This window comes from Pseudomonas sp. GW821-FHT09D08 (assembly GCF_059416305.1).
Genome location: NZ_JBWKOX010000014.1, coordinates 153,659 through 168,158, shown reverse-complemented (window position 1 = coordinate 168,158; position 14,500 = coordinate 153,659). Strand labels below are relative to the sequence as shown.

The 14,500-nt window shown below is 61.9% G+C and carries 15 protein-coding genes; 7 read left to right on the top strand and 8 right to left on the bottom strand.

All coding sequences use genetic code 11. From position 1 onward, the window contains the following. Window positions 1–102 precede the first annotated feature (102 nt). Together AC07OP_RS21975 and AC07OP_RS21970 are read right to left on the bottom strand one after the other, a co-directional pair. Complete coding sequence (locus tag AC07OP_RS21975) at window positions 103–1,329, bottom strand: TIGR03862 family flavoprotein (RefSeq protein ID WP_495102405.1); 1,227 nt, start codon at window positions 1,327–1,329, stop codon at window positions 103–105. A gap of 171 nt (window positions 1,330–1,500) precedes the next feature. Then, on the bottom strand, window positions 1,501–2,421 hold the full coding sequence (locus tag AC07OP_RS21970) for a histone deacetylase family protein (protein ID WP_065938335.1): 921 nt from the start codon (window positions 2,419–2,421) through the stop codon (window positions 1,501–1,503). 76 nt (window positions 2,422–2,497) lie between these two features. Here AC07OP_RS21970 and AC07OP_RS21965 point away from each other — a divergent pair, with 76 nt between their 5' ends. The 3 genes from AC07OP_RS21965 (at window position 2,498) to AC07OP_RS21955 (ending at window position 4,723) form a co-directional block, all read left to right on the top strand. After that, window positions 2,498–3,067 carry a GNAT family N-acetyltransferase gene (locus AC07OP_RS21965; protein WP_115487538.1) on the top strand — a complete coding sequence of 190 codons (570 nt, stop codon included), beginning with the start codon at window positions 2,498–2,500 and terminating at the stop codon, window positions 3,065–3,067. 160 nt (window positions 3,068–3,227) lie between these two features. After that, window positions 3,228–4,097: an acyl-CoA thioesterase II gene (tesB, locus tag AC07OP_RS21960; protein WP_027605282.1), complete on the top strand. Its 870-nt coding sequence runs from the start codon at window positions 3,228–3,230 to the stop codon at window positions 4,095–4,097. Then, window positions 4,094–4,723: an HAD family hydrolase gene (locus AC07OP_RS21955; RefSeq protein ID WP_281113638.1), complete on the top strand. Its 630-nt coding sequence runs from the start codon at window positions 4,094–4,096 to the stop codon at window positions 4,721–4,723. Before tesB ends, AC07OP_RS21955 begins: the two co-directional genes overlap by 4 nt. On the opposite strand, the gene AC07OP_RS21950 is transcribed toward AC07OP_RS21955, so the two are convergent. The 3 genes from AC07OP_RS21950 to AC07OP_RS21940 all read right to left on the bottom strand — a co-directional run bounded on the left by AC07OP_RS21950 (window position 4,713) and on the right by AC07OP_RS21940 (window position 7,142). Then, a complete protein-coding gene (locus AC07OP_RS21950; protein ID WP_495102406.1) occupies window positions 4,713–5,690 on the bottom strand; it encodes an alpha/beta hydrolase in 978 nt (325 codons plus the stop codon). The two genes, AC07OP_RS21955 and AC07OP_RS21950, sit on opposite strands and share 11 nt — an antisense overlap. Further along, window positions 5,691–6,575: a KPN_02809 family neutral zinc metallopeptidase gene (gene ypfJ / locus AC07OP_RS21945; protein WP_495102407.1), complete on the bottom strand. Its 885-nt coding sequence runs from the start codon at window positions 6,573–6,575 to the stop codon at window positions 5,691–5,693. It lies immediately after the preceding gene. A gap of 153 nt (window positions 6,576–6,728) precedes the next feature. Beyond that, window positions 6,729–7,142 carry a membrane lipoprotein lipid attachment site-containing protein gene (locus tag AC07OP_RS21940; protein WP_495102408.1) on the bottom strand — a complete coding sequence of 138 codons (414 nt, stop codon included), beginning with the start codon at window positions 7,140–7,142 and terminating at the stop codon, window positions 6,729–6,731. Between the two features lie 199 nt (window positions 7,143–7,341). On the opposite strand from AC07OP_RS21940, the gene AC07OP_RS21935 reads away from it, so the two are divergent. After that, window positions 7,342–8,220, top strand: coding sequence for a DMT family transporter (locus AC07OP_RS21935; protein ID WP_027605286.1), 879 nt, complete (start codon window positions 7,342–7,344; stop codon window positions 8,218–8,220). Here the strand turns inward: AC07OP_RS21935 and AC07OP_RS21930 are convergent, their stop codons facing one another. Further along, window positions 8,221–9,555 (bottom strand): MFS transporter, encoded by a 1,335-nt coding sequence (locus AC07OP_RS21930; protein WP_065938329.1) that lies wholly within the window; start codon window positions 9,553–9,555, stop codon window positions 8,221–8,223. Window positions 9,556–9,778: 223 nt separating this feature from the next. Between AC07OP_RS21930 and quiC the strand changes: the two genes are divergently transcribed. Further along, window positions 9,779–11,680, top strand: a complete 1,902-nt coding sequence (gene quiC, locus AC07OP_RS21925; RefSeq protein WP_027605288.1) for a 3-dehydroshikimate dehydratase QuiC — start codon at window positions 9,779–9,781, stop codon at window positions 11,678–11,680. Between the two features lie 80 nt (window positions 11,681–11,760). Then, on the top strand, window positions 11,761–12,426 hold the full coding sequence (locus tag AC07OP_RS21920; RefSeq protein ID WP_027605289.1) for a TetR/AcrR family transcriptional regulator: 666 nt from the start codon (window positions 11,761–11,763) through the stop codon (window positions 12,424–12,426). Between the two features lie 43 nt (window positions 12,427–12,469). Here AC07OP_RS21920 and AC07OP_RS21915 read toward each other — a convergent pair whose 3' ends face one another. Further along, window positions 12,470–13,318: a shikimate dehydrogenase gene (locus tag AC07OP_RS21915; RefSeq protein ID WP_253492145.1), complete on the bottom strand. Its 849-nt coding sequence runs from the start codon at window positions 13,316–13,318 to the stop codon at window positions 12,470–12,472. Beyond that, window positions 13,315–13,764: a type II 3-dehydroquinate dehydratase gene (gene aroQ, locus AC07OP_RS21910; RefSeq protein ID WP_010206717.1), complete on the bottom strand. Its 450-nt coding sequence runs from the start codon at window positions 13,762–13,764 to the stop codon at window positions 13,315–13,317. Before aroQ ends, AC07OP_RS21915 begins: the two co-directional genes overlap by 4 nt. A gap of 207 nt (window positions 13,765–13,971) precedes the next feature. Between aroQ and AC07OP_RS21905 the strand changes: the two genes are divergently transcribed. Next, a complete protein-coding gene (locus AC07OP_RS21905) occupies window positions 13,972–14,493 on the top strand; it encodes an RNA polymerase sigma factor (protein ID WP_027605291.1) in 522 nt (173 codons plus the stop codon). Window positions 14,494–14,500: the final 7 nt, after the last annotated feature.

Genomic DNA, 14,500 nt, shown 5'->3' with positions numbered 1-14,500 from the left:
CCGCGTCCAGGCCTCAAATGTGTAAACGATGTCCCCGGTTTCAGATGTAAACGATGTCTACGGTTCTACACCCCGATGGCGGCTTTGAATCCACCGCAGATCTCAGCGGTTGAGCCACTCCAACATCCCCCGCCCAGCCGCTCTGCCACTGGCAAAACACCCCGTCAGCAAATACCCCCCGGTCGGCGCTTCCCAGTCCAGCATCTCCCCCGCACAAAACACCCCCGGCAATTGCTTGAGCATCAGCCGCTCATCCAACGCTTCAAAGGGCACGCCGCCTGCGGTGCTGATGGCTTCATCCATCGGCCGTGTCTTCACCACTGTCAGCGGCAACGCCTTGATAGCCACCGCCAATTGCGCCGGGTCGTTGAAGTGTTCGGCGGGTGCCAACTCGCGCAACAGCGCCGCCTTGACCCCATCCAAACCCAATTGGCTGTGCAAATGCTTGCTCATCGAGCGTGAGCCACGCGGCTTGGTCAAGGCGGCCTGGACCTTGTCCAATGGCTTGCTCGGCAGCAAATCGATATGCACCGTCGCCGAGCCATTACGGTTGATCGCCTCACGAATCGGCGCCGACAGCGCGTAGATCAAACTGCCCTCGATACCGGTGGCGGTGATCACGCATTCGCCGAGTCGCGGCTTGTCATCCCCCAGCCCAATGGCGACGTTTTTCAGCGGTGCGCCGGCGAATTTGCTGACCATCAAGTCGCTCCAGGCCGACACCTCGAAGCCGCAATTGCTGGGTTGCAGGGCCACGCAAGGCAGGCCTTTATCCTCCAGCAGCTTGAGCCAGGCGCCGTCGGAGCCCAGGCGCGACCAACTGCCGCCGCCCAAGGCCAAGAGCACGGCATCGCTGTGGACAACTTTTTCACCGTCCGGGCTGTGGATAAGTAAATCACCCTCGACATTCCAGCCCACCCAACGGTGCCGGGTGTGGATAACCACGCCCTGGTCGCGCAGGCGTTTGAGCCAGGCACGTAATAGCGGGGCGGCTTTCATATCGGTAGGAAATACGCGACCGGAGGTGCCGACAAAGGTTTGGATACCCAGGCCATGAATCCATTCGCACAACGCTTCGGCACCAAACCCACGCAGCAACGGTGCTATTTGCGGGGCTCGCTCGGCGTAGCGCGACAGGAACGCTGGGTACGCTTCGGAATGGGTGATGTTCATGCCGCCCACGCCGGCCAGCAGGAATTTGCGCCCCACCGAAGGCATGCCGTCGTACAGGTCTACTCGCACCCCGGCCAGGCTCAAGACTTCGGCGGCCATCAGCCCGGCAGGGCCGCCGCCGATGATGGTGACGTGTCGAGAGGAAATATCGGACATGGGCAGGGCTACGATCGCGGAAATAAGTCGGGCATTCTACCCGAGGCGCGCGGCGTTGCCTGATCAAAAAATGTACAGCTTCCTACAGGCTAGGCAGCTACGGGCTCTTAGACGCTTACGCTCAAGTTATCCACAGGCCGTTCCACAGGCATTGTGGGTAACGCTCACACTTCAATGACACCCTGATGACGTCCACACCCGCTGCGCGCTGTGGTGCAGGATGCCGTGGCGGCGGGCCAGGGCCGGGCGATCCTTGCTGTAGCCGCCACCGATCACGCCCATCACCGGGATGTCGCGGCCCAGGCAGTGGCGCATCACGCTTTCATCGCGGGCGGCCACGCCTGCGTCTGTCAGCTTGAGGTAACCGAGGGCGTCATCCTTGTGCACATCGACGCCGGCGTCGTACAGCACCAGGTCCGGCTGGTAGAGCGGCAGCAGGTAGTTGAGGGCGTCGTCCACCACCGTGAGGTAGTCGGCATCGCCCATGCCCATGGGCAACGGGATGTCCCAATCGCTCTGGGCTTTGCGCGCAGGGAAGTTCTTTTCGCAGTGCAGGGACACAGTGATCGCCTCCGGCGTGTCGTGGAGGATGCGCGCGGTGCCGTCGCCCTGGTGCACGTCGCAGTCGAAGATCAGCACGCGGTTGACCCGGCCGCTGGCCAGCAGGTAATGGCTGATCACCGCCAGGTCATTGAAGATGCAAAAGCCCGCCGGGTAGTCGTAGTGGGCGTGGTGGGTACCGCCCGCCAGGTGGCAGGCCAGGCCATGCTCAAGCGCCTGCTCCGCCGCCAGGATCGAGCCGCCGACCGCGCGCACGGTGCGCCGGGCCAGGGCTTCGCTCCAGGGCAGGCCAAGGCGCCGTTGGTCCTCGCGGGACAACTCGCCGCTCATGTAGCGTTCGATATACCCAGGTTCATGGGCGAGGGCCAGAATCTCCGGTGGGCACAGCGACGGGCGCAGCAATTGGCTGTCTTCGGTCAGGCCGCTGGCCACCAGGTGGTCACGCAGCAGGCGGAACTTGTCCATGGGGAACCGGTGGTCTGCCGGGAACTCAGGGCTGTAGTCATCGTGGTAGATCAATGGCAAAGGCATGGGATTTTCTGACGGGGATCTGCGAAGGATCTTAACAGCGCTGTACACTCACGCACATGGCAAGGGGAGGGGACCCATGGAGGAGATATTGCAATTGGAAAGCGCGCGCCTGGTCATGCGCCAATGGCGCGATGCCGACCTGACGGAATTTGCGCGCATGTGTGCCGACCCGCAGGTGATGCGCTATTTCCCGGCCAGATTGAGCCACCTGGAAAGCGCCGCCCTGATCGGCCGGATTCGCGGCCACTTCGCCGAATACGGTTTTGGCCTGTGGGCCCTGCAACGCAAGGACACCGGTGAGTTTATCGGCCTGACCGGGTTGCAGAACGTCAGCTTCGAAGCGGGCTTTACCCCCGCAGTGGAAATCGGCTGGCGCCTGGCCCGCGAGCATTGGGGCCTGGGTTATGCCAGCGAGGCGGCCTGGACCGCGCTGCGCTGTGGTTTCGACCGTCTGCAGTTGGACGAAATCGTCGCTTTCACCACTCAAGCCAATCTGCCATCACAAAAAGTCATGCAGGCCATCGGTATGCATTACGATCCCCAGGCAGATTTTGAACACCCCAAGGTCGCAGCCGATGACCCGCTGTGCCCCCACGTTTTGTACCGCATCACCCGCGCCCAATGGTTGGACACGCTGCACGGATAAGCAGCCCGGAATGCCCAATAGACCCCCTGTAGGAGCGAGCTTGCTCGCGAAGAACGCAAGAGCGCTGCTGTAAACCAGAAGCGCTGCGTTATCGTTAACGATCTTCGCGAGCAAGCTCGCTCCTACAGGTAGATACCGTTTTGCTCTGAGGAGAGTTTGAATGAGCCAAGTATTGGAAGATCTGGTGGACTTGCTGACCCTGGAGCCGATCGAGGAAAACCTCTTTCGCGGCCGCAGCCAGGACCTGGGTTTTCGCCAACTGTTCGGTGGCCAGGTGCTCGGCCAGTCGCTGTCGGCCGCCAGCCAGACCGTCGAAGAAGCGCGACATGTGCATTCCCTGCATGGCTATTTCCTGCGCCCCGGCGATGCGAAGTTGCCGGTGGTGTATTCGGTGGACCGTGTACGCGATGGCGGCAGTTTCAGCACCCGCCGCGTGACGGCGATCCAGAAGGGCCACCCGATCTTCACCTGCAGCGCTTCGTTCCAGTACGACGAGGCCGGCTTCGAGCACCAGACCACCATGCCCGTGGTGGTCGGCCCGGAAAACCTGCCGTCGGAGCTGGAGCTGACCCAGCAGCGCGCGCACCTGATCCCCGAGCATATGCGCGACAAGCTGCTGTGCCCCAAGCCCATCGAAGTGCGCCCGGTCACCGAAAAAGACCCGTTCAACCCGCAGCCGTCCGACCCGGTCAAATATGTGTGGTTTCGCGCCGATGGTGCCCTGGCTGATACGCCGGCGCTGCACAAATACCTGCTGGCCTACGCCTCGGACTTCGGCCTGCTGACCACCTCGTTGCTGCCCCACGGCAAGACCGTGTGGCAGAAAGACATGCAGGTCGCCAGCCTCGACCACGCGTTGTGGTTCCACGCCGACCTGCGTGCCGATGACTGGTTGCTGTACGCCATGGACAGCCCATGGGCCGGCAATTCCCGTGGGTTCTCCCGCGGCAGCGTGTACAACCGCGCCGGGCAACTGGTGGCGTCGGTGACCCAGGAAGGCTTGATTCGCCATCGCAAGGATTGGGCATGAGCCTGACGGACATTAAGCACTGGGTGTTCGACATGGACGGCACCCTGACGGTCGCGGTGCATGACTTTGCGGCGATTCGCGTGGCCCTGGACATTCCCCCCGAGGACGACATCCTCACCCACCTCGCCGCTTTGCCTGCGGACATCGCAGCGGCCAAGCATGCCTGGTTGCTCGAACATGAGCGCGAGCTGGCGCTGGGCTCGGTCGCGGCGGACGGTGCGGTGGAACTGGTGCGCGAGCTGGCCGGGCGCGGTTATCGCCTGGGCATTTTGACTCGCAATGCGCGGGAGTTGGCGCATATCACCCTGGAGGCGATCGGCCTGGCGGACTGCTTTGCCGTGGACGATGTGCTGGGGCGCGACGATGCGCCACCCAAGCCCGATCCGGGTGGGTTGTTGAAATTGGCGGCGGCGTGGGATGTATCGCCGAGCGAGATGGTGATGGTCGGCGATTACCGTTTTGACCTGGACTGCGGCCGGGCGGCAGGGGCGCGGACGGTGTTGGTCAACCTGCCGGAGAACCCGTGGCCGGAGCTGGCGGATTGGCATGCTGCAGACTGCGCTGCATTGCGCCGGATGATCCAGCTCCCACATTTTGAGACTGTTTCGTCAGGTATTACTGAGTGAACAGTACCTTCTGGCCCTCGGGCGACGTAAACATCCCATCCCCGTCATGCCCCACCCCCGGCACTTCCACCAGCGTCTGGCGCAACTGCGGATGGCGCTGCTTGAGGTAGTCAAAGTAGTTGTGCCCGCGAATCAGCCGATACGCGCCCTGGGTCTCGGCTTCGCAGCTTTTATCCAGCGCCGGGTGGTTCGGGTCGGTGTCTTGCTGGCCCAGTAGGTAAGTGATGTTACGTGACACGTAGCCCTGCTCAAGCTGCTCGGCGCTTTGGCCGTTGGCGTAGGCCGGCAGGTTCTGCATGCCGTACTTCCAGGTGTTGAAGCCCGGGCAACTGGCGGTCTCGAACTTCACCGGCCGCTGTGGGCTGAAGTAGGCATAGGACGAGGGGTTGGCCACCACATAACGCAGGCGGATGCCCTCGTTTTGCAGGGCCGGGTGCGCGTGGCCGGTGAGGGCGAAGCGCTGCACCACCTGGCCACCGCCGGAGTGACCTGCGACCACGATTTCCTTCAGCGCCGGGAACAGCGTGCGGTTGCCCAGGTGCTTGATGATCTGGTCGAGGGCGCCGAAAGAGCTGATCTGGCCTGGGCCGGTGGAGGCATCGCCGGCCATCCAGTCATTGCCCTTCCAGCGCAGCAACTGATTGTCCAGATGGTTGCGCTTGACGTCGGCCCCATTGAGAAACTGCGGCGCGATTATCAATGTGGTGGGGCCAACGTCTGCGTGTTCGGCGGCATCCATTCCGCTTTGCAGGTAGGTCTGCGCATTGCGCAGGCGCCCGTGCACGATGATCAACGCGCGGGCGACGTCGGGCAGTGGCTGGCGCCAGTCCTGGCTCAGGCCGAGGCTGAGATCGCCGGCCTCCAGATGAAAACGCTCGGGGCTGACCACCTTGACGCCCTGCTCGGCGGCCCAGGCGGATGACGAGATGAGCAACAGGCCCAACAGCAGTCCCAATCGTTGATTCATTTATAGGCTCTTGGCAGCGAACGTGTCGCATTGAGTGATCTGGCCCTTGGCGAAGCCGGTCTTGAACCAGCGCACCCGCTGTGCCGAGGTGCCGTGGGTAAACGAGTCCGGCACCACGCGGCCCTGGCCCTGCTGCTGCAAACGGTCATCGCCGATGGCGTTGGCGGCGTTCAGTGCTTCTTCAATGTCGCCAGGCTCCAGCCAGTTCAGGCGCTTTTGCGCACGGTTGGCCCACACACCGGCGAAGCAGTCGGCTTGCAGCTCCTGGCGCACCAGCAGGCCACCGTCACCTTGCATTTGTCGGCCTTGCTGGCGTGCGGCCTGGATCTTCGACGAAATGCCCAGCAATGTTTGTACGTGGTGCCCGACTTCGTGGGCGATCACATAGGCCTGGGCGAAATCGCCGGCCGCCTGGAAGCGTTGGGACATTTCCCGGAAGAAATCCAGGTCCAGATAGACCTGCTGATCAGCCGGGCAATAGAACGGGCCGCTGGCCGAGGTGGCGCCACCGCAGGCGGAATTGACCCGGCCACGGAACAGAATCAGCTTCGGGTTCTTGTAGGCCAGGCCGTTTTCCTGGAACACCTGGCCCCAGGTGTCTTCGGTATCGCCCAGCACCGCGCGTACGAAGTCGGCCTGCTCATCGTTGGCCGGCGGTGCCTGGCGTGACTGCGTGCTCACCGAGGGTGCCTGTTCCATCTGGCCGGTCAACTGGCCGAGGATCTGCATCGGGTCCTGGCCGGTCAGCCAGCCGATGCCGACGATCAGCACAATCGCGGTCAGGCTCAGGCCCTTGCCGCCGCCAAAGCGCATCCCGCCACCGCCGCCACTGTCATCGCGGGCATCCACCACGTTGTCGCTGCGTCGGCCTTTTTTCCATAGCATGGGGCAATCCTCTTGATCAGCCTTCTGTAAGAGCGAGCTTGCTCGCGAAAAACGCACAAACACCGCGTTTAACCAGATTGCCCGCGTTATCGTTAACGATTTTCGCGAGCAAGCTCGCTCCTACACTAATTTAGTGTCTGAGTATGGTCGGTATTAACGGCAATAGCCTTCGCCGGTGGCGACGATCAGGCAGTCTTTTTTATCCGCCAGCCATTTCAGCCCAGTCGCTTCTCCGTCGCCGGCGCGCAGCAATTGCGGGCCGTCCGGACGGGTGAAGGCGATGCCGTCTTCGGCCGCTTCACCCTTGAAGGTGCCCGAGTCGTCGGCGTCGAGGCCGTATTGCATGGTCAGGAGGTAATGGCCACGGCCGACGCTGTCGTCCTTGGCGATGGTCAAGTGCAGGCCTTCGACACCGATCCATTTGCCGACCCATTTATCCGTGGGCGGGGTTTCGGGTACCAGGGTGGCCTGCACGGAAGGCGGTGCGGGTTTGGGCGCTGGCGTGGACGCCTGGTTGCAGGCGGTCAGCAGGGCAAGGGCAGAAAGAACAAAGAGGGTTTTTTTCATCGCGGCGAGGCCTTGGTTAAAAAGTATGCAATGCGCAGGCTAAGGTGCTGCGTTGGACTCGAATCCAGTGATTTAGTGCGCTGTTCGCCCGCTGTTTGGTTATGCTCTTGGGGCAGGCGCCAGCCCGGCTGCTAGATTACCGGGTTGAGCGCTGCTTCGTTCAGTGCTCAGCGTTCCGCTCGCCACGCAAGAGAATTCCATGACTGTCAGCACCCCCCTATCCGGCGTCAACCATCCCTTCAAAGGCATTTTGCTGATCGTGTTGGCGACATTCCTGTTCTCCAGCCACGATGCCTTGTCCAAATACCTGGCCGGGTTCTACCCGATCGTGATGGTGGTGTGGGCGCGCTACGTGGTGCATACCTTGCTGATGGCCGGGATTTTCCTGCCGCAATCGGGTTTGCGGGTGCTGCGCAGTAAGCGACCGGGGATGCAGGTGGTGCGGGCCTTGTGCCTGTTGGGCACCAGCCTGTTTTTCACCACGGCGCTGCATTACATCCCATTGGCGGAAGCCACGGCGGTGAACTTCCTTGCGCCAATCCTGGTGACGGCACTGTCGGTGCCGCTGCTCGGCGAGCACGTGACACGCGGCCAATGGCTGGCGGTAATCTGCGGTTTCGTCGGCGTGCTGGTGATCATTCACCCAGGCGGTGAGTTGTTTACGCCGGCGGTGTTGCTGCCGCTGTGTTCGGCGCTGTTCTTCTGCTTCTACCAACTGCTCACGCGCATCCTCAGCCAATACGACACGCCCACCACCAGCAACTTCTTCGCCGGGCTGTGCAATACCTTGGTGATGAGTGCGATGGTGCCGTTCTTCTGGCAGGTGCCCACGCTGTGGCACGGGGTGCTGATGCTGGCGCTGGGCACCTGTGGGATGACTGCCCACTTGATGCTGACCCAGGCGTTCCGCTTTGCCGCACCGGCCTTGCTGGCGCCGTTCGGCTATTGCCAGATCGTCTTCGCGGGGTTGTTGGGCTGGCTGGTGTTCAACCATACCCCCGATGTGACCACGGTGGTCGGCATCGGGGTGATCTGCATGAGCGGTCTGGCCGCTGCCTGGCAGCAGCGGCGCAGGTGATCAGGCGTCTACGGTCGGAATCTTGCGCGGTGCCATGAAGTACATCCAGGTCAGCGCAATGAAGTACATCGCCGGGATCAGGGTGAACAACACGGTGTAGTTGTTGTTGGTGACGGTGAGGATGTGGCCGACGATCTGGGTCATGAACATGCCGCCGATGGCCGCGCACATGCCGCCGAAACCGAACACCGTGCTCATCATGTGCTTGGGCGTGTAGTCCATCACCAGGCTCCAGATGTTGGCGGTCCACGCCTGGTGCGCACCGATGGCCAGGGAAATGGCAAACACCGCGACCCACAACTGGCTGGAACCGGCCGCCATGATCACGCCGACGATGCAGCAGGCAAACAGCAGCATCGACAGCAACCGCGCCTTGATCGAGTTCATCCCACGGCCGATCAGGAACGACGACAGAATCCCCCCGCCCACACTGCCGAAGTCGGCGGTCAGATAGATGATGATCAGCGGGATACCCATCTGGGTCACGTTGATGCCCAGGTTGTACTGCTGGTTCAGGAACGGCGGCAGCCAATACAGGTAGAACCAGAACACCGGTGCGGTGAGTGCATAGGCGATGGCGAAGGCCCAGGTGCCGCGCATGCGCAGGATGCGGCTGAACGGTACGCCAGGTTGTTCCGGTTCGACTTGCTGTTGCACGTAGTCCAGTTCGGATTGTTTAACGCTCGGATGGTCTTCCGGGTTGTAGTACTTCAAGCCCCAGAACACCAGCCAGATCGCGCCCAGCGACGCCATGCACAGGAACGCCGCCTGCCAGCCCCACACATGCAGGATCAGCGGCAGCAGCATCGGCGTCATCATCGCGCCGACGTTGGTACCGGCGTTGAAGATACCGGTGGCCACCGCGCGCTCACCGGCGGGGAACCACAGGCGCGTGGTCTTCACGCAGGCCGGGTAGTTGGCGGCTTCGGTCAGCCCGAGGATAAAGCGGCAGACCATAAAGCCGACGGCCGAAGTGGCTAGGCCATGGGCACCGGTGGCCAGGCTCCACAGCAGTACGGCGCAGAAGAACACGCGCTTGACGCCCACGCGGTCGATCAGCCGGCCTTGCAGCACAAAGCCGATGGCGTAGCCGACCTGGAACCAGAAGTTGATGTTGGCGTAGTCCATCGCCGTCCAGCTCATTTCCTTGGCCAGGATCGGTTGCATCACGCCCAGGGCGGCTCGGTCGATGTAGTTGAGGGTGGTGGCAAAGAACACCAGGGCCAGCATGCCCCAGCGGGTTTTACCCACGGCGAGGGCGCCGCGGATCTTGTCGCCGATGCCGGCGTGCGGGGTGCCCGGGCGCGCGGCCAGGGCGGAGTTTTGCGAAGGCATGTGGTTGTACCCGTTTTTTGAAATTTTTATGAGGTGTTGTGGGTCTTCTTTTGGGTGTCGCTGCGTGATTGATGGTGCGCAGTGGCTAAAAAATCGTCAATTCGCCAAAGAGGCTTAGTGTTCGATAATCGCACCAAAAACTAACCGGTTCGTACATTTTAATTGCTGCGGGTAGTCTGGGGGCGAATAATTTGCCACAAACAACAATTGCCGGGAGTCGCCCATGCAACGTTCCATCGCCACCGTGTCCTTGAGCGGTACCCTGCCGGAAAAGCTCGAAGCCATTGCTGCCGCCGGGTTCGATGGGGTCGAGATCTTCGAAAACGACTTGTTGTATTACGACGGCAGCCCCCGTGAGGTCAGGCAGATGTGCGCCGACCTCGGCATCGCCATCACCTTGTTCCAGCCGTTTCGCGACTTTGAAGGCTGCCGCCGCGATCGCCTGGCGCGCAACCTGGAGCGCGCCGAGCGCAAGTTCGACCTGATGCAGGAACTGGGCACCGACCTGGTGCTGGTGTGCAGCAATGCCTCGGCCGATTGCGTCGGGGATGAACGCATCCTGCTCGACGACCTCGGCCTGTTGGCCGAACACGCCGGTCGTCGCGGCCTGCGCATTGGCTATGAGGCGTTGGCCTGGGGCAAGCATGTGAACACCTGGCAGCAGGTGTGGAACCTGGTGCGCCAGGTCGATCACCCGAGCCTTGGGGTGTTGCTCGACAGCTTCCACACGCTGTCGCTCAAGGGCGACCCGAGCGCCATCGCGCAGATCCCCGGCGACAAGATCTTTTTTGTGCAGATGGCCGACGCGCCGATCCTGGCCATGGATGTGCTGGAGTGGAGCCGGCATTTTCGCTGCTTCCCCGGCCAGGGTGAATTCGACTTGGCGGGGTTCCTCGCGCCGATCATCAAGAGCGGCTACACCGGGCCGTTGTCCCTGGAAATTTTCAACGATGGCTTCCGCGCCGCGCCAACCCGTGCGAATGCGGCAGATGGCCTGCGCTCCCTGCTGTACCTGGAAGAGAAAACCCGCGAGCGCCTGCAACAGGAGGCGCCCGCGCAACCTGTCGAGATTCTGTTTGATACCCCGGCGGCCAGCGAATACGACGGTATCGAGTTCCTTGAATTCGCCGTGGATGAAAACCTCGGCGCCAAGCTTACCCATTGGCTGGAACGCCTGGGTTTCGTCAAGGCCGGCCAGCACCGCTCCAAGAGCGTGAGCCTGCTGCGCCAGGGCGACATCAACCTGATCCTCAACTGCGAACCCTATTCCTTTGCGCATAACTTTTTCGAGGCCCATGGGCCATCGTTGTGCGCCACGGCGATTCGGGTCAAGGACAGCGCCAAGGCCCTGGAACGGGCGGTCGCCTACAAAGGCCAGCCCTATCGCGGCCTGGTCGGGCCCAACGAGCTGGAGCTGGCGGCAGTGCGTGCGCCGGACGGCAGCCTGATTTACCTGGTGGATCAGAGTGAGGGCGGGATCTACGACACCGATTTCAATCTGCAAGCGTCCAGCGCGGCCGGCGGTGGTTTGCTGCGCATCGACCATATGGCCATGGCCTTGCCGGCCGACAGCCTCGACAGCTGGGTGCTGTTCTACAAGAGCCTGCTGGATTTCGAAGCCGATGACGAAGTGGTACTGCCCGACCCCTACGGCCTGGTGAAAAGCCGTGCGCTGCGCAGCCGTTGCAGCTCGATTCGCTTGCCGCTGAATATTTCCGAGAACCGCAACACCGCGATTTCCCACGCGCTGTCGAGCTATCGCGGCTCGGGTGTGCATCACATTGCCTTTGACTGCGCGGATATTTTTGCCGAAGTGCGCCGTGCCAAGGAGGCCGGGGTGCCACTGCTGGATATTCCGCTCAACTACTACGATGACCTGGCCGCGCGCTTTGATTTCGATGATGAGTTCCTCAGCGAACTGGCGTACTACAACGTGTTGTACGACCGTGACGCCCAGGGCGGTGAGTTGTTTCATGTGTACACCGAGCCCTTCGAAGGACGGTTTTTCTTCGAGATCATCCAACGCAAGAACGGTTACGCCGGCTACGGTGCGGCCAACGTAGCGGTGCGCCTGGCGGCGATGGCCAAATCCCGCAGCGGCGCGGTGCGCCAGGCGCGTTTATAACGGTGGGCCAGGTGCTTCCTTCGTAGGACGCCTCGGCCCATAATCGCGGCCTGCACAATAAAAATGGCCGTGAGCGCACCATGACCTCAAGTCCCGAACTCCCCGCGGTGTCAGACGCACCGCGCAAGAGTCGTAAGAACAACCCGGAAAAGACCCGCGAGAACATTCTCCAGGAAGCCATCGTCGAGTTTGTTCAGCAGGGCCTGTCCGGCGCTCGCGTGGATGCCATCGCCGAGCGCATCCATACCTCCAAACGCATGATCTATTACTACTTCGGCAGCAAGGAGCAGTTGTACGTCGAGGTGCTGGAGAAGCTCTACGGCGATATTCGCAACACCGAAACGCGGATGAACCTCACCGCCCTTGAACCGCGTGAGGCGATCCGGCGGCTGGTGGAGTTCACCTTCGATCACCACGATCAGAACGTCGATTTCGTGCGTATCGTCAGCATCGAAAATATCCACAATGCCGAGTACGTCAAACGCACCGAAACCATCAAGGCGATGAACAGCAAAATCCTCGAGGGGCTGGGCGTGACCTTGCGCCGGGGCGCCGAGATGGGGCTGTTCCGTGAAGGGCTGGAACCGTTGGACGTGCACCTGCTGATCAACTCATTCAGCTTTTACCGGGTGTCCAACCGCCATACGTTCAGTGAGATCTTTCAGATCGACCTGTCGGATGAGGCGGTTAAACAGCGGCATCGCGAGATGATTTGCGAATCGGTGCTGCGCTACCTGCAGGCCTGAATCCACCGCCTATGTGGGAGGGCGCTTGGCCCCCTCCCACCTTTCAGCTGTTCATGCTCTTGAAGTGCGCGAGCATCCGCTGCGCATCCGGCACCTCGCCACTGAACAACTCAAACGCCTTCACCGCCTGGAACACCGCCATGTTGCCGCCATCCAGGGTGCGGCAGCCCAAGGCGCGGGCATCGCGCAGCAATTCGGTTTCCAGTGGGAAATACACAATTTCAGCCACCCACAGTTCGGCTCTCAGCAGAGCCGCGGGCACCGGCGTGCCGGGCAGCTTGGCCATGCCCATGGGCGTGGTGTTGACCAGGCCATCCGCCTCGGCCATGGCGTTCTCCAGGTGGGTGCCGACCTGGGCGCGACCTGCGCCGAAACGCTGGGCGAGGTTATCCACAAGGTCGCGGGCGCGGCTGGGGTCCACGTCGAAAATACTCAAGTGCTCCACACCTTCTGCCAATAGCGCATGCGCCACCGCAGCACCGGCGCCACCCGCGCCCATCTGCACCACGCGTTGGCGCGGAACATCGTTGAGGTTGCGGCGAAAGCCTTCGGCAAATCCCAGGCAGTCGGTGTTATGGCCGATGCGCTTGCCGTCCTTGAACACCACCGTATTGACCGCGCCGATGCCTCGGGCCTCGTCGGACAAATCATCGAGCAACGGCAGGATTGCCTGCTTGCACGGGTAGGTAATGTTCAACCCGGTGAAGTGCATCAACTCGGCGGCGTCCAGCAGGTCGGGCAGGGCGTTGATGTCCAGGTGCAGGGGCTCAAGGTCAATCAGGCGATACAGGTAGCGCAAACCTTGGGCGTCGCCTTCCTGTTCATGCAAGGCGGGGGTGCGGGAGGCCTGGATGCCGGCGCCGATCAGGCCGGCGAGGATGCGCGGTTTCATCGGGCCGACCCCTTCAACAACTGGCTGAAATGTTCCAGGGCCAAGTGGTAGCCATGGCTGCCAAAGCCTGCGAGCACCGCCTTGGCGATGGGCGACACAAACGAGTGATGCCGAAACGCCTCGCGCGCATGCACGTTGGATAAGTGCACCTCGATCACCGGCACTTCACTGGCCACCAAGGCGTCGCGAATCGCCACCGAGGTGTGGGTCCAGGCTGCCGGGTTGATCACGATACCGGCGCAGCGGGCGCGGGCGCCGTGGATCCAGTCGAGCAATTCGCCTTCGTGGTTGGTCTGGCGGAATTCGATTTTAAGCCCCAGTTGTTCAGCGCTGCGGCCGCACAGGGCAGCGACGTCGGCGAGGGTTTCATGGCCGTAAGTCGCGGGTTCGCGGGTGCCGAGGAGGTTGAGGTTGGGGCCGTTGAGCACCAGCACGATGGGCGGCATACGGGGGATCTCCACAGTTCTTGTTGGTTGTGGGGATAAAATGTACTGGTTAGTTAATTTGGTCAATTGATGACGGCAGATGTGTTCGATTACCGAACCGTTAATCAGACGTGTCCGGCGCTCGAATCAGATTAGATATCAATTGAAAATCATTCTCGACAACGCTTAAGATGCCCGCCTGTTTCCTTTACATTCCAGGGAGTCGGTTTGTCGGACGTGGATCTCAAAGGCCTGTTTCTCAAGCATGCCGATACCCTGCGTGGGTATCTGGCGCGCAAGGTACGGGACCCGCAGTTGGCGGCCGACCTGGTGCAGGAGAGCTTCCTGCGCCTGGCGGAAAAACCCGCCGGCGAGCGTATCGACAACTCCCAGGGCTATCTCTATCGAACGGCGAGCAATCTGCTGATCGACCATATTCGCCAGGAAGCGCGGCGCAAGACAGACTCCGTGCCCCATGAGGCGCTGGCCGAGATTGAAGATGAAGTGGCCGGGTTGGAGGCTCAGGCAATGGCGCAGCAACAGCGACAGGCATTGAAGCAGGCGTTGGCGGAATTGCCGGAACGCACCCAGCAGATCTTCCGTCTGAACCGTATAGAGGGCATGACCCACGCCCAGGTCGCCCGGCATTTGGATATCTCCGACAGCTCCGTGCAAAAGCACCTGGCCAAGGCGCTGGCGTATGTGATGCAGCGCTTGCAGGACGGCGAGGTGGGGCCAGCCGACGAATGAATTACGG